General features: G+C 49.9%; 24 protein-coding genes. 5 read left to right on the top strand and 19 right to left on the bottom strand.

Annotated features, from left to right (window positions below; translation table 11 throughout):
* Positions 1-25 precede the first annotated feature (25 nt).
* Together rlmN and ndk are read right to left on the bottom strand one after the other, a co-directional pair.
* The gene (gene rlmN / locus IDAT_RS05505) at positions 26-1159 is read right to left on the bottom strand and encodes a dual-specificity RNA methyltransferase RlmN (RefSeq protein WP_034731588.1); all 1134 of its coding nucleotides are present in this window, start codon (positions 1157-1159) and stop codon (positions 26-28) included.
* A 160-nt stretch (positions 1160-1319) separates the two neighbouring features.
* Positions 1320-1751: a nucleoside-diphosphate kinase gene (gene ndk / locus IDAT_RS05500; RefSeq protein ID WP_034731585.1), complete on the bottom strand. Its 432-nt coding sequence runs from the start codon at positions 1749-1751 to the stop codon at positions 1320-1322.
* A 195-nt stretch (positions 1752-1946) separates the two neighbouring features.
* Between ndk and msrA the strand changes: the two genes are divergently transcribed.
* Both msrA and IDAT_RS05490 read left to right on the top strand, forming a co-directional pair.
* A complete protein-coding gene (msrA, locus tag IDAT_RS05495) occupies positions 1947-2477 on the top strand; it encodes a peptide-methionine (S)-S-oxide reductase MsrA (protein WP_034731582.1) in 531 nt (176 codons plus the stop codon).
* A gap of 205 nt (positions 2478-2682) precedes the next feature.
* Positions 2683-3240, top strand: coding sequence for an acyloxyacyl hydrolase (locus IDAT_RS05490; protein WP_156099483.1), 558 nt, complete (start codon positions 2683-2685; stop codon positions 3238-3240).
* Between the two features lie 76 nt (positions 3241-3316).
* On the opposite strand, the gene fdx is transcribed toward IDAT_RS05490, so the two are convergent.
* From fdx to suhB, 9 genes are all read right to left on the bottom strand, one after another.
* Positions 3317-3655 (bottom strand): ISC system 2Fe-2S type ferredoxin, encoded by a 339-nt coding sequence (gene fdx, locus IDAT_RS05485; RefSeq protein WP_034731579.1) that lies wholly within the window; start codon positions 3653-3655, stop codon positions 3317-3319.
* Between the two features lie 11 nt (positions 3656-3666).
* Positions 3667-5577, bottom strand: a complete 1911-nt coding sequence (gene hscA / locus IDAT_RS05480; protein WP_034731577.1) for a Fe-S protein assembly chaperone HscA — start codon at positions 5575-5577, stop codon at positions 3667-3669.
* A gap of 40 nt (positions 5578-5617) precedes the next feature.
* Positions 5618-6118, bottom strand: coding sequence for a co-chaperone HscB (gene hscB / locus IDAT_RS05475; protein ID WP_034731575.1), 501 nt, complete (start codon positions 6116-6118; stop codon positions 5618-5620).
* A 2-nt stretch (positions 6119-6120) separates the two neighbouring features.
* Entirely contained in the window at positions 6121-6444 is a 324-nt protein-coding gene (iscA, locus tag IDAT_RS05470) for an iron-sulfur cluster assembly protein IscA (RefSeq protein ID WP_034731572.1), read from the bottom strand.
* A gap of 35 nt (positions 6445-6479) precedes the next feature.
* Positions 6480-6863 carry a Fe-S cluster assembly scaffold IscU gene (iscU, locus tag IDAT_RS05465; RefSeq protein ID WP_034731569.1) on the bottom strand — a complete coding sequence of 128 codons (384 nt, stop codon included), beginning with the start codon at positions 6861-6863 and terminating at the stop codon, positions 6480-6482.
* A 15-nt stretch (positions 6864-6878) separates the two neighbouring features.
* The gene (locus tag IDAT_RS05460) at positions 6879-8093 is read right to left on the bottom strand and encodes an IscS subfamily cysteine desulfurase (RefSeq protein ID WP_034731566.1); all 1215 of its coding nucleotides are present in this window, start codon (positions 8091-8093) and stop codon (positions 6879-6881) included.
* A 28-nt stretch (positions 8094-8121) separates the two neighbouring features.
* Entirely contained in the window at positions 8122-8610 is a 489-nt protein-coding gene (gene iscR / locus IDAT_RS05455) for a Fe-S cluster assembly transcriptional regulator IscR (RefSeq protein WP_034731564.1), read from the bottom strand.
* Positions 8611-8764: 154 nt separating this feature from the next.
* Positions 8765-9481 (bottom strand): tRNA (cytosine(32)/uridine(32)-2'-O)-methyltransferase TrmJ, encoded by a 717-nt coding sequence (trmJ, locus tag IDAT_RS05450; RefSeq protein WP_034731562.1) that lies wholly within the window; start codon positions 9479-9481, stop codon positions 8765-8767.
* A 5-nt stretch (positions 9482-9486) separates the two neighbouring features.
* Positions 9487-10287: an inositol-1-monophosphatase gene (gene suhB, locus IDAT_RS05445; protein WP_034731559.1), complete on the bottom strand. Its 801-nt coding sequence runs from the start codon at positions 10285-10287 to the stop codon at positions 9487-9489.
* 315 nt (positions 10288-10602) lie between these two features.
* Here suhB and IDAT_RS13125 point away from each other — a divergent pair, with 315 nt between their 5' ends.
* Complete coding sequence (locus IDAT_RS13125; protein ID WP_081909763.1) at positions 10603-10773, top strand: DUF3545 family protein; 171 nt, start codon at positions 10603-10605, stop codon at positions 10771-10773.
* Positions 10774-10924: 151 nt separating this feature from the next.
* Here IDAT_RS13125 and ung read toward each other — a convergent pair whose 3' ends face one another.
* A complete protein-coding gene (gene ung, locus IDAT_RS05440) occupies positions 10925-11584 on the bottom strand; it encodes a uracil-DNA glycosylase (RefSeq protein WP_034731556.1) in 660 nt (219 codons plus the stop codon).
* 78 nt (positions 11585-11662) lie between these two features.
* Here ung and IDAT_RS05435 point away from each other — a divergent pair, with 78 nt between their 5' ends.
* The gene (locus IDAT_RS05435; RefSeq protein WP_034731552.1) at positions 11663-12457 is read left to right on the top strand and encodes a glycosyltransferase family 2 protein; all 795 of its coding nucleotides are present in this window, start codon (positions 11663-11665) and stop codon (positions 12455-12457) included.
* Positions 12458-12543: 86 nt separating this feature from the next.
* Positions 12544-13302: a glycosyltransferase family 25 protein gene (locus IDAT_RS05430; protein WP_034731550.1), complete on the top strand. Its 759-nt coding sequence runs from the start codon at positions 12544-12546 to the stop codon at positions 13300-13302.
* Positions 13303-13308: 6 nt separating this feature from the next.
* Here the strand turns inward: IDAT_RS05430 and IDAT_RS05425 are convergent, their stop codons facing one another.
* From IDAT_RS05425 to IDAT_RS05395, 7 genes are all read right to left on the bottom strand, one after another.
* Entirely contained in the window at positions 13309-15333 is a 2025-nt protein-coding gene (locus tag IDAT_RS05425; protein ID WP_034731548.1) for a S9 family peptidase, read from the bottom strand.
* 120 nt (positions 15334-15453) lie between these two features.
* Positions 15454-17280 carry a DUF1302 domain-containing protein gene (locus IDAT_RS05420; RefSeq protein WP_034731546.1) on the bottom strand — a complete coding sequence of 609 codons (1827 nt, stop codon included), beginning with the start codon at positions 17278-17280 and terminating at the stop codon, positions 15454-15456.
* 166 nt (positions 17281-17446) lie between these two features.
* A complete protein-coding gene (locus tag IDAT_RS05415) occupies positions 17447-18406 on the bottom strand; it encodes a hypothetical protein (RefSeq protein WP_034731543.1) in 960 nt (319 codons plus the stop codon).
* A 121-nt stretch (positions 18407-18527) separates the two neighbouring features.
* Positions 18528-19577: a hypothetical protein gene (locus IDAT_RS05410; RefSeq protein WP_034731542.1), complete on the bottom strand. Its 1050-nt coding sequence runs from the start codon at positions 19575-19577 to the stop codon at positions 18528-18530.
* A gap of 23 nt (positions 19578-19600) precedes the next feature.
* Complete coding sequence (locus IDAT_RS05405) at positions 19601-20584, bottom strand: hypothetical protein (protein ID WP_034731540.1); 984 nt, start codon at positions 20582-20584, stop codon at positions 19601-19603.
* Between the two features lie 163 nt (positions 20585-20747).
* Positions 20748-21641, bottom strand: coding sequence for a hypothetical protein (locus tag IDAT_RS05400; RefSeq protein ID WP_034731538.1), 894 nt, complete (start codon positions 21639-21641; stop codon positions 20748-20750).
* Positions 21642-21865: 224 nt separating this feature from the next.
* Positions 21866-22831, bottom strand: a complete 966-nt coding sequence (locus IDAT_RS05395; RefSeq protein WP_034731536.1) for a hypothetical protein — start codon at positions 22829-22831, stop codon at positions 21866-21868.
* Positions 22832-22862 lie beyond the last annotated feature (31 nt).

The following is a 22862-nucleotide window of genomic DNA, read 5'->3' as shown; positions in this document are numbered from 1 at the left end:
GCTGGCTACATTTTGCCGCTTTATTTTACGAGACTTTCACGTCAATGCCGCTGCCGCCGCGCTGCGCTTGCTGTTTCTTCAGGATACGCTTGGTACGATCGACCACGTCACCGACCAGTTGTCCACAAGCGGCATCAATGTCGTCGCCACGTGTTTTCCGTACCGTCACAATATAACCCTTTTCTATCAGAACCTTAGCAAAGCGGTCAATGCGCGAGTTGCTCGAGCGACCATAATCGTTGCCAGGGAACGGGTTAAACGGGATCAGGTTAATTTTACACGGCGTACCTTTGAGTGTTTCGGCTAGCTCGTGTGCTTGGTCCGTCGAATCGTTGACGTGATCAAGCATTACGTACTCAATGGTAATGCTCTTATTGGCTTTTGAGCCTTCAATGTAGTGGCGACTTGCTTCAAGGAATTCGGCGATATTGTACTTTTTATTAATCGGCACAATTTCGTCACGTAATTCGTTATTCGGCGCGTGCAAGCTGATGGCAAGGGCGACGTCAATTTGCTCTTTCAGCTTGTAAAGCGCTGGCACCACACCTGAAGTACTCAAGGTGACACGACGTTTACTCAAACCAAAGGCGTTATCGTCGAGCATCAATTCCATTGCTGGCACTACATTGTTGAGGTTCAGCAAGGGTTCACCCATGCCCATCATCACCACGTTGGTCACAGCCTTGATGCCGGTATTACCAAAGGCACCAAGAATTTTATTCACTCGCCATACTTGGCCAATGATTTCCGCAACACGTAGGTTACGGTTAAAACCCTGCTGCGCAGTCGAGCAGAAAGTGCACTCAAGTGCACAACCTACCTGCGAACTTACGCATAAGGTGGCACGGTCCGCTTCTGGGATCCACACCGTTTCGACGTCTTGACCGTCGAATAAAGTCATCGCAAATTTGATCGTGCCGTCCGACGATTGCTGTTGCACGCGAACTTCTGGTGCACGAATTTCAGCCACTTGTTTAAGCTTTTCTCTGAGCGGCTTGTTGAGATTGGTCATCTCATCAAAGTCGTCAATACAGTAGTGATAAAGCCACTTCATTACTTGGTCGGCACGGAATGGCTTCTCGCCCAGTTCTTGGAAGAACTCGCGCAAGCCTTGGCGATTCAAGTCGAGAAGATTAACTTTTTTGTCTACTGCGTTCATAAGATCCGTGATTCGTTATTCGTGATTCGTGCGTTCGGCGATGCCTCACTGTTCGTGCGCTCACTGCGTTCGCTGTTTGGAATTTACCAACAGCACGCAGTGCGGACGAACAGCGAAGCGGACGAACAGCGTAGCGTTCGAACTACGCTCTTCGCTTTTTTTAGCGAGTGCGGGCGCAAACTTCTTCGTCAGTGAAGAAATAAGCAATTTCACGTGCTGCAGATTCAACTGCGTCTGAACCGTGTACCGCGTTTTCGTCGATAGATACAGCATAGTCAGCACGTAGTGTTCCTGCCAATGCTTCTGATGGGTTAGTCGCACCCATGATTTCGCGGTGGCGCTTCACTGCATCTTCACCTTCCAATACGCTTACCACGATTGGACCCGAAGTCATGAACTCAACCAAAGCGCCGAAGAAAGGACGCTCGCTGTGCTCAGCGTAGAAACCTTCCGCTTGCTCTTTGCTTAAGTGCATCATTTTTGCCGCAACAATGCGCAAACCCGCAGTTTCAAAACGGTTGTAGATACCGCCGATCACGTTCTTTGCAACAGCGTCAGGTTTGATGATTGATAAAGTACGTTCTAAAGCCATGATGTGTCTCCAATCGATATAGGCTAGCTAATTTAAAGTCGCGCGGATTATACATGTTCAACAACCCGCACGCCACCACCACCGCGCAAACACCCCCTAAAAAGGGCAGCTCTGCCCCTAGAGAATTTTTCGTAAGGACTTTTAAGATTGTGCTGAACATGGTATAGATGTCTAAACGTCTATTGGGAGCGGTATATGACACAGCAAATTACCTTAGGTGGTGGGTGCTTTTGGTGCATCGAAGGTGCCTTCAAACAAGTTCGCGGCGTGCTGAAAGCACAGTCGGGTTACGCGGGTGGAGATAAAGCCAATCCTACTTACGAAGAAGTATGTACTGGTAACACTGGGCATGCAGAGGTGGTTCAGGTTACGTTTGAGCCGACCGCGTTGAGTGTTCGTGAGATTCTGGAGATCTTTTTTGCACTGCATGACCCGACACAGTTGAATCGTCAAGGCAACGACGTAGGCACGCAATATCGCTCATCAATTTTCTATCAAACCGATGAGCAGCGTGAGGAGGCGGAAAAGATTATTGCCGAAATGCGTGCCGAAGGTACCTGGGAAGATGAAATTGTGACCGAAGTCGTGGCTTTGGAGAAGTTTTGGCCGGCCGAGGACTATCACGAGAATTACGTCGTACGTAACCCGCAAAACGCCTACTGCCAGGCGGTTGTCAGTCCCAAACTGGCGAAATTTAAACGCACATTCGCTGAAAAGCTTGAATGATCTAGATGCTGCTCCCTAGGAGGGGCAGCCCTCCTTCGCCATCCACCCCCTAGCAGAAAGGGCAGCCCTTTCTTTATATCGTTATCGATATAGGTGCAGCTTGCTTCGATTTTTTCTATTGGAGTGTTCGACTTTCTGAACTTACATACAGACATGAATGTATGTAAAATGTCGGTTTTCGCACAGCGCACCCATACGAGGAATCATGTTGAATAAAAAACTCATTGTCCCTACGTTGTTTTTGAGTTTAACTACAAGTTTGTCTGCCGATGCAGCAGATTTCATTGAAGAAGTACAGATAGGTGGAGCCTATTCGAGCGACCAATTATTTGGCGCTCGGCTTGGTCTACGTTCGATAGACGCGAGCGAACAGTTACTATCACCCGAATTACTCGATTGGATTGGCAGTCCAAAGCTCTATTTTGAGGGGGCTGTTAACGTTTGGCGCGATTCGAATAATGCTGATGATAAGCTAACCGCATTAACCCTAAGTCCGGTTTTTCAATGGCACCTCACGGGTGCTGAGCGACCGCTGTATCTTGAAGCGGGCATTGGGGTAAGCGCGCTAGACAGTACCACTCTGGGCGATCGTAAATTATCGATTCATTTTCAATTCGAAGATCGTCTCGCACTTAGTTGGCAATACTCGCCTAATTCAAAAGCACGTTTAACCCTAGGCTATACTCACTATTCTCAAGCTGATCTCTCGCGACCCAACGATGGGTTAGACTTCTTCAACCTGACGTGGAGCTACCCTCTCTAGCTCATCGCGACGGCGAGGGCTGCCCCTCCTTTGATATCGAAACTGGTATAAGTTGCCGGAAGAAGGGCTGCCCTTCTTAGTGGTTTTCTTTGACCATGTTAATGGTGTACTTGGGGATCTCGATGACCAGGTCTTCGCCGTTGACGCGCGCTTGGCAGCTTAGGCGTGAGTCCGGGTCGAGGCCCCAAGCTTTGTCGAGCATGTCGTCTTCGTTGTCATTGATTTCGGCGAGTGAGTCGTAACCTTCACGTACGTAGACGTGACACGTGGTGCAGGCGCAGACTTTCTCGCAGGCGTGTTCAATGCCAATCCCATTACGGAGGGCGACATCAAGTACGGTTTCGCCGTCATTGGCTTCAACGGCGGCGCCCTCAGGGCACAGTTCTTCATGCGGTAAAAAAACGATTTGTGGCATTGGTATCCCCGTTACAATTCGTTGACGTTACTGCCTGATAAGGCTTTACGAATACCGGCATCCATACGGCGCGCGGCGAAGTCTTCGCTAGCTTTATCGACAGCTTCAATAGCTTTTTCGATGGCGGCGGTTTCTGTGCCTGCGCGAGCTTCGCGCAAGGCTGCCATCGCCTTGTCTAAGCGTTCACGTTCATCACTATCAAGCAAGTCGGCATCGGCTGCCAAGGCACTGCTCAACGCCTCGAGCACACGATCGGCTTCAACTTGCTGTTCGCGCAGCATGCGTGCGGCCATATCTTCTTTGGCGTTGGTCATTGACGAGGTGATCATTTGCGAAATATCTTCGTCGTTCAAGCCATAAGAAGGTTTTACTTGAATCGAGGCACTGACGCCACTGGATTTTTCCATCGCGGTTACGCTCAACAGTCCGTCGGCATCTACTTGGAAGGTCACACGAATGTGGGCCGCACCAGCAGCCAGCGGCGGAATATCAGTCAGCACGAAGCGCGCCAATGAACGGCAGTCGTCAACGAGCTCACGCTCGCCTTGCACCACGTGGATCATCATCGCGGTTTGGCCGTCTTTGAAGGTGGTAAATTCTTGCGCTCGTGCCACCGGAATCGTGGTGTTGCGCGGAATGACTTTTTCTACCAAGCCGCCCATGGTTTCTAGGCCGAGTGACAATGGAATCACGTCGAGCAATAGCATGTCTGAGTCTGGCTTATTGCCCGCTAGGATATCAGCTTGCACGGCGGCGCCAATCGCGACCACTTGGTCAGGGTCGATAGAGGTCAACGGCTCACGACCGAAGAATTCGCCAACAGCTGAGCGTACACGTGGTACGCGAGTCGAACCACCGACCATGACCACGTCTAAAATTTCTGAAGCATCGACACCGGCATCTTTTAGTACCCGGCGGCAGCTCAAAATGGTGCGGCGTACTAATGGTTCGATAAGCTCGTCGAGTTGCGCGCGCGTTAAGGTGGTGGTGAGGGTTTCAGTGCCGACATCGGCGTTGGATGCTTGTTGCTCCGTAGTAGAACTAAGGGCTACGCGTACTTCGACCTCATCAGCGGAGGTGAGGGATTCTTTGGCTTGTTTCGCGGCGTTGATCAATGAGCGTTCGAGGCGCGCAGGTACGGCGTCAGCAAGCCCCCAGACTTGTTTCAAATGTGCCACGATGAGCTGGTCAAAATCATCGCCGCCAAGGGCGCTGTCGCCGCCGGTCGCCAACACTTCAAACACGCCACCTTGCAGCCGCAAAATTGAAATATCAAAAGTGCCACCGCCTAAATCGTAAACGGCAATCAGCCCTTCACGACCGGAATCTAGGCCGTAGGCAACCGCTGCTGCGGTCGGTTCGTTTAATAACCGTAGAACTTTTAACCCAGCCAGTTGCGCTGCATCTTTGGTGCTTTGCCGTTGCGCATCGTCGAAGTAAGCTGGCACGGTAATCACCACGCCAGTCAGTTCGCCGCCCAAAGAGGCTTCGGCGCGTGCCGCCAGCGTCCGCAGGATGTCGGCAGACACTTCGACCGCATTGCGTGCGCCCGCAGAAGTATGAAAAACCGGAACGCCATTCTCGGTTTCGCTCATGCGGTATGGCAGGTTTGAAAAGTTGCGCTCGACATCGGCAATGGTACGACCGATAAAACGTTTCACTGAAACTATGGTGTCTTCAGTAGCGATGCTAGCGTCGCTGTGTTTTGCGAGTGCTTCATAGCCGGTGCATATTTCATCGGCACCGTAGTAAACCACTGATGGCAAAATGGCGCGGTCTTCTGCGTCTTTCAAAACGTTGGCTTCGCCACTACGTACGGTAGCGACCAGTGAGTTGGTGGTACCTAAGTCGATACCTGCAGCCAATCGATGTTGATGCGGTGCGGTACTTTGTCCAGGTTCTGCAATTTGCAAAAGTGCCATTGAAACCTCGTTATTCGTGATTCGTGATTCGTGATTCGGGCTACAGCTCTTCTAGAGCTTCGAGTTCGCGGCCAAGCTTGCGCATAAATTTGAGTTTGCGGATGGTGTCGGCGGCAACCTCATCTTCAGAAGCGTTCAAAGCCTGTTCCAGCTCGGCTTGCAACGCAGCCTGCTCACGCTGTAAATCAGCGCCCGCCGCATCTAATGCCGACAAATCACTCGCGTCGAGCTCAGCTAAACGCTCGCGCCATTCCATTTGTGCCATCAAAAACTCAGGATCTTGCAACGTTTGCTGCTCGTGCCGCAGCTCTACACCGCGCAATGACAATAGATACTCTGCGCGGGCCAAAGGGTCGCGCAGGGTATGATAAGCATCGTTAAGTTGCGAGGTCAGCTGCACCGCGCGTAGTTTATCGCGCTCGCTGCCAGCAGCGAAGCGATCGGGGTGCATGGTTTGTTGCAGCTTGCGATAACGCTGTTGCAAATCCGCCAAGTCGACCGCATAGCCAACTGGCAAATCAAAAAGCTCATAGTGGTTCATAGTTAGACGTTAAAGCTCTCGCCGCAACCACACTCGCCTTTGGCGTTCGGGTTGTTAAACTCGAAGCCTTCGTTCAAACCCTCTTTGACGTAATCTAGCTCGGTACCGTCAAGATAAACCATGCTTTTACCGTCAATGATGATTTTCACGCCCTTTTCTTCGAACACAGTATCGGTGTCATCGACTTGATCGACGAATTCCATCACGTAAGCAAGACCCGAGCAACCGGTGGTTTTAACGCCCAACCGAATGCCCTCGCCTTTACCACGTTGTTCTAAGAACGACCGCGCACGTTGCGCAGCCGCTTCAGTCATGGTGATTGCCATTCCTGCCTCATTCGTTCACTAGTAACAGCTAAAATTTAGCTAGCGTGCTTCTTCTTGTAATCTTCCAACGCAGCTTTAATTGCGTCTTCCGCCAAGATCGAACAGTGAATCTTCACTGGTGGTAATGCTAGCTCTTCAGCGATCTGAGTGTTCTTCAACTGTGCCGCTTCATCGATTGACTTACCTTTCACCCATTCTGTTACCAATGAGCTTGATGCAATCGCTGAACCACAGCCATAAGTTTTGAACTTGGCATCTTCAATAATGCCTTGATCGTTGATTTTCAACTGTAACTTCATCACGTCGCCACATGCAGGGGCGCCAACCATACCGGTTACAACGCTTGGGTCGTCTTTTTCAAACGAGCCCACGTTACGTGGATTTTCATAATGGTCGATTACTTTGTTGCTGTATGCCATACCACTTTACCTCTCTTAGTGAGCCACCCAGGCGACGCTTTCTAAATCAACGCCATCTTTGTACATTTCCCAAAGGGGTGACATGTCGCGCAGGCGACCAATGGATTTCTGAATCTGTTCAATTGCGTGGTCGATTTCTGCTTCAGTAGTAAAACGGCCGAAGCTAAAGCGAATCGAGCTGTGTGCCAATTCATCGTTGCGACCTAACGCACGCAACACATACGACGGCTCAAGACTGGCCGATGTACAGGCTGAACCTGAAGATACCGCAAGGTCTTTCAATGCCATGATCAAGCTTTCACCTTCAACGAAGTTAAAGCTGATGTTGAAGATGTGCGGCACGCTATGTTCCATGTTGCCGTTGATGTACACCTCTTCGATATCTTTTACGCCGTTCCACAAGCGCTCACGGAGGGCGAAGAACCGCTCGCGTTCTGCTGCCATCTCTTCTTTCGCGATACGCGCAGCTTCACCCATGCCAACGATTTGATGCGTCGGCAAAGTACCTGAGCGCATGCCGCGCTCATGACCGCCACCATGCATCTGCGCATTCAAACGGATACGCGGGCGACGACGCACATACAAGGCACCGATGCCTTTCGGACCATACATTTTGTGACCTGAGAAACTCATCAAATCAACCGGCAGGGTCTGCAAATCGATGTCGACTTTGCCAGCGCTCTGCGCCGCGTCCACATGGAATACGGTTTTGTTGGCACGGCACAAGTTACCGATGGTTTCAATGTCTTGAATCACACCAATTTCGTTATTGACGTGCATCACGCTGACCACCACAGTGTCTTCACGCAACGCTGCCTTAAACTTCTCGATATCGATCAAGCCGTCTGACTCTACATCTAAGTAGGTCACTTCAAAGCCTTCACGCTCAAGTTGACGGCAGGTGTCGAGTACCGCTTTGTGTTCGGTCTTCACCGTAATGATGTGCTTACCTTTTTTCTGGTAAAACTCAGCCGCACCTTTAATTGCAAGGTTATCTGACTCCGTTGCACCCGAAGTAAAAACGATTTCACGTGGGTCTGCGTTAATCAGTTCAGCAATCTGGTTGCGAGCGATGTCGATCGCTTCTTCAGCCTGCCAACCGAAACGGTGCGAACGCGATGCCGGGTTACCAAACTGACCGTCTGGTGTTAAAAACTGCATCATTTTCTCGGCGACGCGAGGGTCGACCGGAGTGGTCGCTGCATAATCAAAATAAATCGGAAGTTTCATTCGGTGCTACTCCTTAGTGTCAGACAGCTTATAACTGACAATTCAGTGCAATTTGTTGCTCGCGTTTCTTCTGTTCCGCGATCTTGGCATTCTGGCGTTGCGCAACTTCAGTAATGTCGCGTTGCTTCACTAATTCCGCCAAACTAATACCGGCTAAGAAATCTTCAATACGGTCACTCAGGCTTGACCACAGGTTGTGCGTTAAACAACGACTTCCACCTTGGCAACCGCCTTTACCACCACATTTGGTCGCGTCAATGGTTTCATCGACTGCTTGAATCACAGCGCTAATGGAAATTTCCTGCGGTGTGTAACCCAGTAGATAACCGCCGCCAGGTCCACGCACACTGCTTACCAAGCCATGCTTACGTAAACGCGCAAATAATTGTTCAAGATAACTAAGCGAAATCCCCTGCCGTTCTGAAATATCAGCTAACGGCACAGGTCCATGTTCTGTGTGTAACGCAACGTCAAGCATTGCGGTAACTGCATATCGGCCTTTTGAGGTTAAGCGCATTGCTTTGTCTCCTCTATGTTTGTGCCGTAATTTTCGCATTCCCGACTATTTTAGTCAAGTATTATGAAGGACCGTTATTCGTTATTCGTTATTCGTTATTCGTTATTCGTTGGGGGCCTGATAAAACCTCACCCTAACGATTAACGAATAACCATTAACGGGTTTGTTTGTCGATCGAGGCGAGGATGCCGCGCAGAATATTGAGCTCATTCACTTCCGGGCGCGCTCGGGTAAACAGTCGACGCAGCTTCGCCATCACCTGGCCTGGGTGATTCTGAATGATAAAACCGGTGTCGGTGAGCGTTTGCTCGAGGTGTACGTAAAAACGTTCTAGGTCTTCAGTAAGTGGATACTCACTTTCGGCTGCAACAGGCTGCTCATTGGCTTCCAGCCATTGCATGCGTAGCTCATAGGCGAGAGTTTGCACCGCCATGGCTAGATTCAGCGAGCTGTAATCCGGATTGGAAGGGATGTGCACGTGATGTGTGCACTGCTGCAGCTCATCATTGGTCAAGCCGCTACTTTCGCGCCCAAATACCAAGGCAACTTGGTAATGTGCACTTTCAGCGAGTAGCTGACTGGCAGCTTCGCGGGGCCCGAGTAACGGCCAGTCTAAGGTACGATTGCGGGCACTGGTACCAATGACCATGCCGCAATCGCTAATGGCTTCGCTCAAAGTGCTGACAATATTGGCATGATGCAACACGTCGGTGGCACCCGCAGCCAACGCCGAAGCATGGCTGTCGGGAGCTTGCACAGGATCCACCAAAGTTAGCTGCGACAACCCCATGGTTTTCATAGCTCGCGCCACCGAGCCAATATTGCCGGTGTGCGAGGTGTTGACGAGGACGATGCGAATATTGTCGAGCATAGTGATTACTTCATACTTTCAGGTAAGTGGGGACGTGCTTTGGTCAACAAGTGTTGTACAACTTTCGGGCTACCAGCAACGGTGTGACCGCTTTGCATAAAGTCATGACCACCCGCGAAATCAGTCATCAAACCGCCCGCTTCACGGACAATCAAGCTGCCTGCGGCGATGTCCCACTTCTCCAGACTAAATTCCCAGAACGCATCAATGCGACCGGCTGCCACGTAAGCTAAGTCAAGCGCGGCTGAACCACAACGACGCATGTCCGCAGTGTGCTCGAAGAGTGCGCCAAAAATCGCTTGGTATTCTTTCGTCAGGTCTTTACGTTTGAACGGGAAACCGGTAGCTAATAACGCACCATTGAGGTCGCGTTTAGCGCCAACGCGTAAGCGTTTACCATTTAACTGGGCACCGGTGCCTTTGCTTGCTGAAAACAGCTCTTCGCGCAGCGGATCGTAAACGACCGCAGCCTGCACCGTACCTTTGTGAAGGTAAGCAATAGAGATGGCGAAATGAGGGATACCGCGCAGGTAATTGGTGGTGCCATCAAGTGGGTCAATAATCCACTGATGCTCTGGTGTTTTGCCTTCGATGCTGCCAGCCTCTTCCGCCAAAATGCTGTGATCTGGGAAGGTTTTCAGAATCGTGTTTACGATTGCTTGCTCTGCAGCTTTGTCGATATCACTGACAAAGTCGTTCTGGCTTTTCGCCTGAACTTTAAAATCAGCTTCGACGCCGAAGTTCTTCGTTAAAATTTTACCGGCCGCACGCGCAGCGCGCACCGCGATGTTTAACATGGGATGCATACCAATTTACCTGTGCTGTGAAAGAACGATTTTGTGGCCGCGGATTATACTCGCTACGCTCGTGAAAAGCAAAACCCGTTAGTCGTTAGTCGTTATTCGTTTATCGTGAAGGTCGAGCGCTTTTGTTTTTGCGGATGTAACTTCGCATACTCTTTCCTCTATATCGACACTATAAAGAAATGTGCGGCCACCTCACCCTAACGATTAACGACTAACGATTAACGAGTAGCGACCAGCACTTGTGTTTTTATTCAGCAAGTGTTATTTATCTGTTGCGCTATGCCTAAAATAAGAACTATAAGCTAGGAGGATCCCATGGATCATTCAGAAGAGCTAAACGGTGTTGAAGCAAAACAGAACAAGTCACGCGCGAGCAAGCGTAAGTGGCGGGAAATTGAAGCGCTAAAAGAGAAATATCGGTTGCGAGATGAATTAGCGGCGATGGGCTGCGAAGACGATCTCGAACTCGACGAACTCGATTTCTAAAAGACCGTTATTCGTTACTCGTTACTCGTTAAGGTCGAGCGCATCTGTTTTTGCGGATGAAGCTCTGTGTGTTGTTTCTTCTATGTCGACTTTAGAGAAGAACGAGCGGAAATCTCCCCCTAACGATTAACGAGTAACGACTAACGAGTAGCTAATAGCTGATCGGTGGCTTTGCCTGCTGCGCTAGCAGCTCGTTGGTGCGTTTGAAGTGGCCGCAGGTCAAAAACCCGCGGTGGGCTGATAATGGCGACGGATGCACTGCCGTGAGCACATGATGCCGTTGCCGGTCGATCAGTGCCCCTTTCTTTTGCGCGTGCGCTCCCCAGAGCAGAAAAACAATCCCTTCGCAATGCGCGTTGATTTGCGCTATCACGTGATCCGTAAAGCGTTCCCAGCCCCATTTCGCATGCGACCCGGCTTGACCTTGTTCAACTGTCAGCACCGTATTCAGCAACAACACGCCTTGTTCGGCCCACGTTGTCAAATCGCCGTGTTGTGGCGGCTGATAGTCGGGAAAATCGTGCTGCAGGGCTTTGAAGATATTCTTCAACGACGGTGGTGCAGGCACGCCCGGCGGTACCGAAAAGCATAAGCCATGCGCTTGGCCGGGGCCGTGGTACGGGTCTTGGCCTAAGATGACGACCTTCAAAGTGTTTAATGGGGTCAGTTTAAAGGCTTGGAAGACGTGTTCTCGTGGCGGGTAAATCGCTTTGCCTTGCTCGCGTTCGTGCTGCACCCGCGCCAGTAACTCTTGAAAATACGGTTGCTGCTTCTCGTCGGCGAGTAAATCCGTCCAAGTTTTTTTGGTCACTTGCTGCTCCCCTATTCTCTATTTAAGCGTATTTTGCGTTATCATGAGGCTACTTATGTTAGCAACCTGAGGCTCGCCATGTCAGCAAAAAGCCACTTTCCGCCAATGAGTGTGTTCGTGATCACGTTAAATGAAGCAGCGCATCTCGACGAAGTGCTCGAGAGTGTGCGCGGCGTCGAGGAGATTGTCATCATAGACTCAGGTTCTACTGATGAAACCTTAGAGATCGCTAAACGGCATGGTGCACGGATTGTCCACAATGACTGGCCGGGCTACGCCAAGCAAAAAGAGTTTGGCATCAAGCAATGCACCCATAACTGGATTTTGAATCTGGATGGCGATGAAGTGTTGCCTGCGGGTGGCTTGCAAATGATCCGTGAACGCATTGCGGTAGGCGATGTGAACGGCATTTGGATCCACCATGATGATATCTTCATGGGCCATAGTTTGCGCAAAGCACGGCACCACAAATACCGCCGGGTCTACCGCAAAGACAAATGCCACATGAACACCGACGTGCTCGTGCATGAACACATTGAGGTGGAGCCCCCGCTCGCCTATTTGCCGATTTATTTGAAGCATTACGGCTATGACAGCGCGCATGGCTACATGGACAAGCTCAACACCTATTCATTGCTCAAAGCTGAGCAGCGCGAGCAGCAGGGCCGTCCATGTAGTTTGCCGCGGTTGTTATTGATTTTCCCACTGATGTTTCTAAAGTTCTATCTCGGCCGACAGATGATTTGGTCAGGTTGGCGCGGCTTTATTAAAGCCAACATCGATGCGTTTCATTTTTTCCTGACCGAAGCCAAGCTTTATGAGATGGCTTATCGGCGTAAACGTGCAGTCAAAAAAGTTCCACCTAAACAATGAAAAAGTAGTGCAAAGGCCTATTCTCCCTGACGTTGCAGTCGTATAATGACGCCTCACGTTGTTGTATGCATTAGAGGGAGGGCGACATGGGCCAAGCTGCTAAATGGGCTATTTTTGTCATTAATTTACCGCGTTCGGCACATCGCTGGCGTACCATTTCACATAGCTTGAATGCGATTGGTTTGCCCTTTCAGCGCATTGAAGGCGTCGATGGTGCGCTGCTTAGTGAGGCTGACATTGCCGAAGTCTTCGACCGTAAACGCGCGCAGACCCATTATCACTACGAGCTCACGCGTGGTGAAATCGGTTGCTATTTATCCCACCTCAAAGCCTGGCAAGCAGTGCTCGACCAACAGCTCGATTACGCGATTATTTTAGAGGACGATGTGGTCCTCGCCGATAGCTTCCGTTTTTTACCACAGACCCTTGCCAAACTAGACGACGCGTGGGATCTCATCAAGATTGCAGCGCCCTATAAGAAACAAAAAGCCATTCAACTGGGTGATATTGGTTCCTTTGGCTATGTGCGTTACCGTAAGCCGCCAATGGGTGCTTGTGGTCACGTTGTCAGTGCAGCTGGTGCGCAAAAATTATTGGCAAAGCGGCCACCGTTTTATCGGCCGGTGGATGTTGATTTGCAGTGGCAAGATGAATTAGGACTCAACGTGCGTGGTTTGCTGCCCTACACGGTCGACAACAGTCACGAGCATGAGAGCGATATTTTTGCGATTGGTGACCGTCGTGCGCAACAGAAACGTCCGTTGCAACGCTTGAAACATCAAATTAAATTGTATTTCGATAGTGTGCGAGCCAACCATAAGGCTGGCCCGCAACGTCAGCAATAGCAGGCGCTATTGCGCTTTTTCCCCGTACTTCTCAAACCAATGCAAGATGTAAGCGACCTTGCCAATGAGGTTCGACGGACGGCTGTAGATGCCATGCGGCGCATTAGGTACGCGTACCATGGCAGTCTCAACGCCAGCTAATTTCAGCGCTTGATAATACTGCTCGGACTCAGAAATAGGCGTCCGGTAATCCGCTTCACCGGTCAGCAACATCGTCGGTGTGGTTACATTGCCGACGTAGCTGATGGGTGAATACTTCATGTAATGCTCCAAGTTCTCCCAAGGTAAACCAGGGAACCAGTATTGGGTGAAGTAGTTGTAGAAATCAGCGGTGAGTACGAAGCTGTACCAATTGATGACCGGCTTCGCCACGACAGCTGCGCGGAATCGATCAGTGTGACCGACAATCCACGCGGTCAGTACACCACCACCACTACCACCGGTGACATACAGACGCTCTTCGTCAATAAAGCCTTTTTCGATTACCGCATCGACCCCATCCATCAAGTCATCGTAATCCTGACTCGGGTAATTGTGATGAATTTCTTGTGCGAACGCTTCGCCATAGCTAGTACTACCGCGTGGGTTGGTGTAGAGCACCACATTACCGGCAGCAGCCATCAACTGTAGTTCAGCCGAGAAAGTGTTGGCATAAGCGGTATGAGGACCTCCATGAATCTCGAGAATCAGTGGATACTTCTGCGTTGGATCGAAGTTCGGTGGGTAAAGGATCCAACCTTGGATATCGTAATCACCATGTTTTGACGCATACCAAATCTCTTCGACTTTGCCGAGTTGTTTATGCGCAAATAAGTCGTCGTTGAGACGGGTTAATTGACGCTTCATATTACCATTACGCAGCACCAAGTCAGCTGGACGTTGCGGGTGGGCTAAGGTGTAGACCAGTTGGCCGTTACCGACCACGTCAAAGTCGCCACCACTGTACGGACGTCCGTAACTCAGGCCACCCATTTCGTCGGTCAGCTCCGAGCGTTTACCGTTTAGATTTTGATAAACGATGTGGCCTTTACCATGACGGTCGTACGAAAAGTACAGACCGCGACTATCATCGGCCCACTGCACGTCACTGACGCTGTAATCGAGCTCGTTGGTGAGCACACGTGGTTCCTCGCCATCGAGATCCATTACATATAGTTTGGTCAGCTGATGGCTCATTTTCTCATCATCATAACCAAGCCAAGCGAGCTTCTTACCGTCTGGGCTCACTGTCGGTGCAGTGTCTGGGCCGACACGATCGATCAGTTGGGTTATTTCGCCGTCGGCAACAGCCACGCTATAGAGCTCGGAGTTTTGCGGCTGATTAAACGCGTCATCGCGCAAGTTAGCTGAGAAGATGATCGATGCGCTATCACCAGTCCAAGTGAGCCCGCCGCCGTGATTGTATTCACCAGTGGTAATTTGACGTGGCGTACCGCCATTTGCTGGCATTACATAGATTTGGGTGTAGCCGTCTTTCAGGTAGCCAGCGCCATCGAAGCGATAATTGTCTTTGTCGATGTACTTAGGAGCCTCGGCCCATTTTGCGCCTTCAGGTGCTGCGGGCAAACTGACCGGTGCCTTACTTGGTTTTGGCGTGAACATGGTAAACGCAATCCACTTGCCATCAGGCGACCAACTCAGGTTGCTGGGTGAGCCGGTGAGGCGCGTCACTGGCGCGTGATCTTTGGTATCGGTCCAGTACAAGTGAATTTGATTGCTACCGCTGCGGTTCGAAACGAACGCTAGTTTGCTGCCATCTGGTGACCACACTTGCGAATGATCGTTGGCGTCGCCACCTAGCAACGGCCGCAATTCGCCTTTGTTATCGGCGCGCCACAGAGTGCCGTATTTACGGTCGGTCATGATGTCCATATAGTTACGGATAAAGACCGTGTAACCACCTTCAGGATGAATCGCCGGCGCACTGGCGTATTCTAGCTGGAACACATCTTCCGGTTGGAATAAATTGGTATCGCTAGCAAGAGCTGGCAAAGCCATACCCGCAAGCGTTAAAGCGATAAGTTTTTTCATATTGCCCCCTTGAACGTTGTCATTGACGTTACGATGGTCGCACTAGTTTCTGCAAGAGCTGTTCGATGAAACGCATAAAAAAACCCGCCGAAGCGGGTTTTTGTTAGAACTCGGTGTGACTTAGAAGCTATAGCTGAAGCTAATCGCAGCGAAGTCGCGGTCAGATGCTGGCTCATAATCGCCACCGGTATTGATGTTGTAACCAACGCCGATTTTATAGGCTGACAAGTAGCTGAAATCAACACTTAAACCGACCGTCTTACGACCTTCGATAAAGTTGCTGTTCGGCGAATAGCCTTTGACATCATGACCAATAGCCAATGTTGGCGTCATGTTCCAACCAGCAAACACGTTGTTGTAGTCTGCTACAAAACGTGCGCGATAGCCCCATGAAGATGCAGTTACGAAGCCTTCACAGTTGATGTCGGCTGCTGGGTTTGGATTCCCTAGCATGCGTTGGTCGGCAACGGTTAAGCACTTACCATAAACTGGGTTACGGCCATACCGTTGCTCATCAAGGCCTGGCAGCGAGTGCACTTTGTTCATCGCTACTTCACCGATAAAGGTCAAACGACTCGCGCCCAACACGTTGTCAAGGAAACGAATACCGGTTAACTGGAACTGGCTGACATCAAGTTCATCGTAACCTGCTTGCAATTCGCCTAAGTTGGTGAAGTTACCTTCGCCATCTACACGAATGCGGTCACCAAAGGTACTCGGAACGCCGGCACGTAGACCTGCTGTAAGGATTTCAGTGGTATTGATTTGCACTGGAGAATCAGGACGGAAGCTATATTCACCACCGACTGACCACAAGCCGAAGTTAGTACTGAAGCTCGCACCCATGATTTCAGTATCTTCTGGGTACTGCAATACATAGTCAGGGCCAGCAATTGGAATACCGTCTGGATGGCTCAAGTTAGGGGCTGGTTGTTCTTTCCAGTTGTACGCCGAAATAATTGGCGTCTGGTTATGGATGTTCATGTAGTAGAGACCGAACTCTACGTCGAGATCCATGTTGTAGTTACGTAGCGCAAAACCATATTGACCGCCATCGTCTGGCTCAATGTTAGGTGCACGATCTAAGTAAGTACCGAACTGAACCGATTCCGCATCGCTCAAATTACTTGAAGGATCGCCCGGGACCAACTGTGGGTTCAATGTAACTTTGTTACAGCCTGGACCGCCTAAAATGTCGATCGTCGAGAAGAAGGTACCGCAACCATCAAGCTTAGTGTTGTCCCACTCGTACTGATAGAACAAATCCAAGCTGGTGGCGTCGGTCAAACCTAGGTTGACGTTCAACATACCAACTGGCAGCAGCGCTTCTTTGATTTCTACACCAGGACGGCGGATTGCGTTAACGTCGATCGGGTTAACCGCGTTGACGCCGTTAAAGATGAAAGTACTTTCACCCCAACTCAATACCTGGCGACCTAGGCGCACGTTGACTGGCATATCGCCCAAGTCAAAGTAGCCATAGACGAAAGCGTCAAGCAGTTCAAAACCCGAACCCGTTGAGAAATCATCTAAACCATCGTTATAAAGGGTAACGTCTGGCGTGTAGTTGGTAGCCGTATGACCATGTGCAACTTCTTGGTTCTTGATGACATCGTCGTACCAATATTTGAAACGAACGAAGGCACCATAGTCGCCAGCATCAACGCTGAGGTCGTGTACGCCCTTGATAACCGATGACACCATATCGCCTTTGTCATAGTTCAGGTTACCGTCGTCAGCTACGCCTGATTGCCCCATACCGCCGGCAGCGTTACCTGGATGCAGCACACGTAGATCTGGATCTTCCAGACGCCATGCAGCACCATACGAAATAATAGAATCAAACTTAACGCGGAAATCGCCTACATCAAATTCTGCAGCATGTGCCCCAGCAGATCCGGCGAAGGCTAGCGCCACAGCTGTCGCGAGAGGTAATTTTTTTAACATAGTTGTTCTTCTTTTCATGTTAGCCACCTAATCCTATTAGGATGTTATAGGCTCAATCATGTCCGATGAGTTACAAATATGCAAGTGCTTGATGAGGAAAATTGTAACAACTGGTCGGACAGGCTGTTCGAGCGCGGAAAACCGCGCCCGAACCTGGGTAAACCGCTTATTGTGGACGGCGTGAGTGATAGCCAACTTGCGACGCATTGCGCAGCGTGGTGGCTTCTTCGATGGTTAAATCACCGTCTTTCTGTAGCGCGTTTAGTAGCTTCATCGTACAGTTTGCTGCGGTATTACAGGCAGCAAATTTGTCGCTTAACGTGCAGCCGTCGGCAAAACTGTAGTTGGTGATACCGGAATCGTTCCAGTCGAAGACGACGGTGTCGCGGGTATCTGATGCAGGACAACTATCGGCATCATCGCCGACGCCATCATTGTCGGCATCGTCACTCAAATAGCGTACGCTGGTGGTAAACCCTTGTACGGCACCAAAACTATCAACGTCAGCCACAAAGTCTTCAAATTCATCAAAATAGATAAACGGAATACTGTAGTTACCCGTGGTTATCGTTGGATAGCCTTCGCTGGCATCAAAAAGCGACGCTAGACCACTGGATACATCACCGCTCGCCCCCACGCCATAGGCAAAAACATCGAACCCTAAATTGACGCCGCGCCGAACGTACTCGAACTCACCGAAATTCGCGATGCTCCATAAATTGGAACCTTCCGGGAAACCTAATTCGCCGACGACTTCACCATCCAGAAAGATGGAGAACAGCTCAGCTGTAGCGATTTCAGCATCAAAGTTAACTGCGCGATCATAGACAAGCTCGCCAGATGGCGCATGAATCTGCATGCGGATACTACGAATGGCATTTGCATATTCGAGCCCGGTACCAAAACTCTCTATTGTTTCCGCAAGGCTCGCATCCTCTACTAAGGTCGCGGTGAACTGCAGCGGCTGCGACAGCAGGCCTTGATACTCGCTCAAGGCAGGAAGACCCGAATACAATAACTCGCCTTTTATCTCGAGCGTTTGTTCAGCGGCCGAGAGTGGAGCCATGAGCGTTAATAGAGATGAAAATGCCGCAGCTTGCAGACCGCGACGAGTGAATTTGCGCATGATGTTCCCTTACTTTGTAAATGTTTTTATTCTATTGAACATAAGCCAAGTTTGGAAACTGTCAATACAAGATCAAAAAAGCCGCTCAAAAGAGCGGCTTTTTACTGACTTTATGCAGCAACTAGCGCGGCATGCTGCGATAAGACATGTACAGCGCATCGCGTAAGATGCGTGATTCAAGGTAATCAATCACACCTTCACGTTGTAAGTCATAGGCGACGCTGGTCTCGCAATAGGTTGGACTTGCGAGTCTAGAACCAAAACCAAAGGGTGAAGAGGACTCTTCAGGTGTTGGGCAAGCTGCATAGTGGTCCATTACTGAGCATCCCTCAGGGTCAACATAATTGGTCACACCGGAATCCAGCCATCCGTTGAAGCTCACACTTTCGTCCATGATGGATACTGGGCAGGCATCCGTACCGTCAGGCAGACCGTCACCATCGGCGTCCAAATCACCGTAATTAATCGAGACGGTGCGGGCAAAGGTGAAGTAATCCATGAGTTCTTCATTGCTCGCTTTAACTTCCGTTGCGTCGAGTCGCATGGTGCCAAAACTGGCACCGAACACCAAAAAGTATTCAAGTTCCCCGGTTAACAAGGTTGGGTAGCCCCCCCAAGTCTCAAAAATACTGTTTAGAGGTGAAATTTCCTCGTTCAATTGTTCTTCATTAAAGGAGACATAATTCTCTATGTATACGAAATGGCCACTACTTCCGCCTTCAAACTCACCACCCGATAATTCGTCACAGCTAGTGGTGCGCCATTCAGCAGAGTCATAACCACTTTCATACTCGCCGCCGGCGAGATTGAACTCGGCATCTCCGGTTGGGAATTCACAGAGTGAACCGTCGTCGGCGTGCGTTTGCGCGAATATTACAGCACCCGATTCATCGCGCACCTCAATACTAATCTCTTTAGTGGCATGGAAATACTCAAGATAGTTGGGTCCGCCCTCGAAGAGTAAAGCGGGGTTTGGTTCTTCGACAATTGTAATTGTCATCGGATAAACCATTGGTTCATTCGCATGGTTATCAAAGAACACAAAGGGTTCGCTTACCGCTTCGATGATGATAGTTCGCGTTGGTACCGGCTCTGCTGGTGTTGCCATTGCTGTGCTTGCAATGAGCGCTAGCGCAGGCGCGGCGGCATAGAGTTTCAATTTGGTTTTCATGGTCGTACCTATTTCACCTGTGTTTATAAATTAGGTTGGCTGCGATAGGACATGTACAACGCATCACGCAACATCCGCGCTTCCATGTAATCGATCAGACCTTCACTGTTAAGTTGATAAGAAACTTGCGTTTCACAGTAATTAGGGCCACTCAAACGTGGCTGGAAAGCACTGAAGAAGCTGGGTGCTTCTTGTTGTTCCGGCGCACACGCAGCATAGCGGTCCATGATGCTGCAGCCTGAGGAATCAACATAGTTGATGACTTCAGAGTCATACCAATCGCGGAAAATCACGGTGGTACTCGTCAGTGGTGCAATACAACTATCGGCATAATCGAAAATACCATCGCCGTCGGAATCAACTGCGGGTCCATTGTAAGACACGTAATTTGCCGAACCTTCGAAGCGGAAGCTCGGTTGATTAGAACGATCGGCTGCCACTTGGAACGGGTGTTCAATGACGCCGTCGAACAGCTCTGGAAATGGTGTCATTGCGATGACAAGCGGAGAGGTTGTTGCACCGAACGGGGTCACGCGGAAGCCATAAAAGTTGTACCCCAATGCGTATTCGGTGGTACCTGTTTTTGAGGCGATGATACCCCACATCGCAGATTCGAGTGCCGTTTGCGCTTGACTGTCGTGGTAGGTTGCAACGGTGTCGATCACAGATGTATCGGCATCACGTATGTCGACGCGATCATAAAGTATTTCAACACCCAACTCGTCGTAGATACGTAATTCGTAAGCGGTTGTAACATTACCGTAAGCCTCGCCACCGTCGGGACTCCCATAAGACTGCGGTGCCGCCAGGTCCTCCGTGATCACCACAGTAAATGTAAGTGGGGTCTCCAAGGTTCCGACAAACTCTGGAAAATCTGGGTGCACTGCATAAGTGAGCTCACCTTGAATGGTGGTATCGCGGTAAATCGATTGAGCAGCTGTGGGTTGCATCGTTCCGACTACTGCAAACAGCAACAGTGCGACGATCAGTTGTGTGAATTGTTTCATAACACTACCCTCTTTTTAAGTTTCATTAAGAGTAGGCCATAACGTATCGATTACAAATCTAATAAATTTATCAAACAGAATGTGGGTATTTTGTAATAAGTTACTCGCGTTGCGCATAAAAAAGCCCGCGCGAAGCGGGCTTAACGGAAATCAAAAACCAGTGTCAGCGTGGTTGACTACCAGAACGGTGATAGTTGTAGAGCGCATTACGCAGCATACGACTTTCGGTGTAATCAATCACACCCTCACCTTGTAAACTATAGCCGACTGAGGTTTCACAGTAGCTTGGACCCGCGAACGAAGAGAATACCGGACCTGCAGGAGCAGTTGACTCGGACTCCGCTTCACATGCCGCGTAGTGATCCATGATGCTACAGCCAGATTCATCCATATAGTTCGTCACGCCGGTTTCATACCAGCCACCAAATGCAACGGTTTCGTCTAAGTTCGATGAAGTACATGCATCGACATCGTCAGCGAGGCCGTCACCGTCACTATCTGTAATCAGGTTTCCGATGCTAAGGACATTGCCGCTAGGATCATCATGTATCCAATTTTGCGAGAGCTGATCTAACGCTACGTAGTGCATATAAAACGATAAGGTTTCTGGACTTGAGGTAAACGTTGGCTGTGCAGCAAACAGCTCGAACAACTCTGTGCCTTGAATATATACACCTATATCGCCTTGCACGCCGTTGTACAGGCTGAAACTAATAGATTCACTACTAGCGTCTTGATAATAGTTCAAGTGATTGTAGCTTTCGCCGGTAAAACGAAAACCGCCGACAATCACAGCCTCTTCGCCGAGCGCATCATAGATATTCAAGGATGCAGCCACTAGGTAGCCATTCTGATTGTAATCAATAGATGTCGGTGATTGGTATGAAGGACTCACTGATTCGTCTAATTCAAGCACGAGCCGGTAAGTCGCTGAGGCTGGGTAATAGGAATAGTTAATATCGCCAGTAATCTCTACTTCGCGAGTCACGGTCTGTGCGGTCACAGAGGCGGACAACAGGAGCGCCCCACACGCCAGCGCATAGTTCATTTTTTTCATTTTTGTTCTCCAATTTAAAGCCCTCGCTCCTTGCAGGGAGCGAACGTTTGCGCTGAGTGATGAGGTCAGGCGCTGCATTTAATTTAGTCTTCGTTTCAAAATACACAAGCTAAAACTCAGCAACTACAGCAAATTAATAGTTTATGTGTCAGTAGATTGTTGAATTTCGTACAAAAAAAGCCCGCGTTCACAGCGGGCTTTTTGAGTAGAGCTTTCACTTAAACTTAGCTTGGCCCATTGCCGCCTGAACGGTGGTAGTTGTAGAGCGCATTGCGCAGCATACGACTTTCGGTGTAATCAATCACACCGTCGATCTGTAAACCATAAACAACTTGCGTTTCACAGTAGCTTGGGCCGGAGTAAGCTGAGAACACTGGGCCTGCAGGTATGGCAGGTTGAGCTTCCGCTTCAGCTTCACATGCCGCATACAGATCCATGATGCTGCAGCCTGACTCATCAACATAATTGGTAACGCCTGTCTCGTACCAACCATCGAATGCAACCGTCTCTGCTGTTATCGAAATGCCACAAGCATCAAGTTCATCCGCGATTCCGTCTCCGTCTGAGTCGAAGCCACTCACGGTAATTTGTTCGACTTCACCGTAAAAAATACCAGTTGGGTTATTCACCGGCATAGAGCCACTCTCGACACGAAAGCGGAAGTTTGCCACCGTGTCTCCCTCGAGCGGGATTGGAAAGCCAACCGTGTCATTAAATAGCGTTGGTTGCACCTCTGTTAAGCGAAAACCACAACTCAAAAAGCTATTATCCCTGGTAGTGTTCTGGATGGCATAACTTGCTGAGTCAATTTGACCGTCGCTGAGGTACGCGTACGCCAGTCGGTTGCCGAACGCGTCGGCGTAGACCGTATCGTCACAATGCGTTTCGATAGGCAAATCCACTGGCATACCTTGCGCATCAAACACTTCAAAAACAATACTTGCGACTGCATCAAAATATTGACGAATCTGGGGCAAATCATATTCGAGAGCCGCGTAACGATTCACTGCAATCGTTGCGCGGAAACGCTGTCCTGCGACCGTAAGCGGTTCAGGCGATATAGCGTCGTACACAACTTCGTTAATTTCACCTTCCAACACGATGGTTTCTGATACGTCTTCATTAAAAACTTGTGCTGTGGCACTGGTCGCTGTTAACGCAATACATGTCACTATTACTAGCTGTTTCATTTCCGCGCTCCTATTAGTCGCGTAAGTTTTC

The sequence above is a fragment of the Pseudidiomarina atlantica genome (assembly GCF_000753735.1).
Lineage (GTDB): Bacteria > Pseudomonadota > Gammaproteobacteria > Enterobacterales > Alteromonadaceae > Pseudidiomarina > Pseudidiomarina atlantica.
This window is presented reverse-complemented; position numbering and strand designations above follow the sequence as displayed.

Coding starts and splice junctions, on each gene's coding strand:
- rlmN (WP_034731588.1), bottom strand. CDS start 1,159: ATGAACGCAGTAGACAAAAAAGTTAATCTTCTCGACTTGAATCGCCAA.
- ndk (WP_034731585.1), bottom strand. CDS start 1,751: ATGGCTTTAGAACGTACTTTATCAATCATCAAACCTGACGCTGTTGCA.
- msrA (WP_034731582.1), top strand. CDS start 1,947: ATGACACAGCAAATTACCTTAGGTGGTGGGTGCTTTTGGTGCATCGAA.
- IDAT_RS05490 (WP_156099483.1), top strand. CDS start 2,683: ATGTTGAATAAAAAACTCATTGTCCCTACGTTGTTTTTGAGTTTAACT.
- fdx (WP_034731579.1), bottom strand. CDS start 3,655: ATGCCACAAATCGTTTTTTTACCGCATGAAGAACTGTGCCCTGAGGGC.
- hscA (WP_034731577.1), bottom strand. CDS start 5,577: ATGGCACTTTTGCAAATTGCAGAACCTGGACAAAGTACCGCACCGCAT.
- hscB (WP_034731575.1), bottom strand. CDS start 6,118: ATGAACCACTATGAGCTTTTTGATTTGCCAGTTGGCTATGCGGTCGAC.
- iscA (WP_034731572.1), bottom strand. CDS start 6,444: ATGGCAATCACCATGACTGAAGCGGCTGCGCAACGTGCGCGGTCGTTC.
- iscU (WP_034731569.1), bottom strand. CDS start 6,863: ATGGCATACAGCAACAAAGTAATCGACCATTATGAAAATCCACGTAAC.
- IDAT_RS05460 (WP_034731566.1), bottom strand. CDS start 8,093: ATGAAACTTCCGATTTATTTTGATTATGCAGCGACCACTCCGGTCGAC.
- iscR (WP_034731564.1), bottom strand. CDS start 8,610: ATGCGCTTAACCTCAAAAGGCCGATATGCAGTTACCGCAATGCTTGAC.
- trmJ (WP_034731562.1), bottom strand. CDS start 9,481: ATGCTCGACAATATTCGCATCGTCCTCGTCAACACCTCGCACACCGGC.
- suhB (WP_034731559.1), bottom strand. CDS start 10,287: ATGCATCCCATGTTAAACATCGCGGTGCGCGCTGCGCGTGCGGCCGGT.
- IDAT_RS13125 (WP_081909763.1), top strand. CDS start 10,603: ATGGATCATTCAGAAGAGCTAAACGGTGTTGAAGCAAAACAGAACAAG.
- IDAT_RS05435 (WP_034731552.1), top strand. CDS start 11,663: ATGTCAGCAAAAAGCCACTTTCCGCCAATGAGTGTGTTCGTGATCACG.
- IDAT_RS05430 (WP_034731550.1), top strand. CDS start 12,544: ATGGGCCAAGCTGCTAAATGGGCTATTTTTGTCATTAATTTACCGCGT.
- IDAT_RS05425 (WP_034731548.1), bottom strand. CDS start 15,333: ATGAAAAAACTTATCGCTTTAACGCTTGCGGGTATGGCTTTGCCAGCT.
- IDAT_RS05420 (WP_034731546.1), bottom strand. CDS start 17,280: ATGTTAAAAAAATTACCTCTCGCGACAGCTGTGGCGCTAGCCTTCGCC.
- IDAT_RS05415 (WP_034731543.1), bottom strand. CDS start 18,406: ATGCGCAAATTCACTCGTCGCGGTCTGCAAGCTGCGGCATTTTCATCT.
- IDAT_RS05410 (WP_034731542.1), bottom strand. CDS start 19,577: ATGAAAACCAAATTGAAACTCTATGCCGCCGCGCCTGCGCTAGCGCTC.
- IDAT_RS05405 (WP_034731540.1), bottom strand. CDS start 20,584: ATGAAACAATTCACACAACTGATCGTCGCACTGTTGCTGTTTGCAGTA.
- IDAT_RS05400 (WP_034731538.1), bottom strand. CDS start 21,641: ATGAAAAAAATGAACTATGCGCTGGCGTGTGGGGCGCTCCTGTTGTCC.
- IDAT_RS05395 (WP_034731536.1), bottom strand. CDS start 22,831: ATGAAACAGCTAGTAATAGTGACATGTATTGCGTTAACAGCGACCAGT.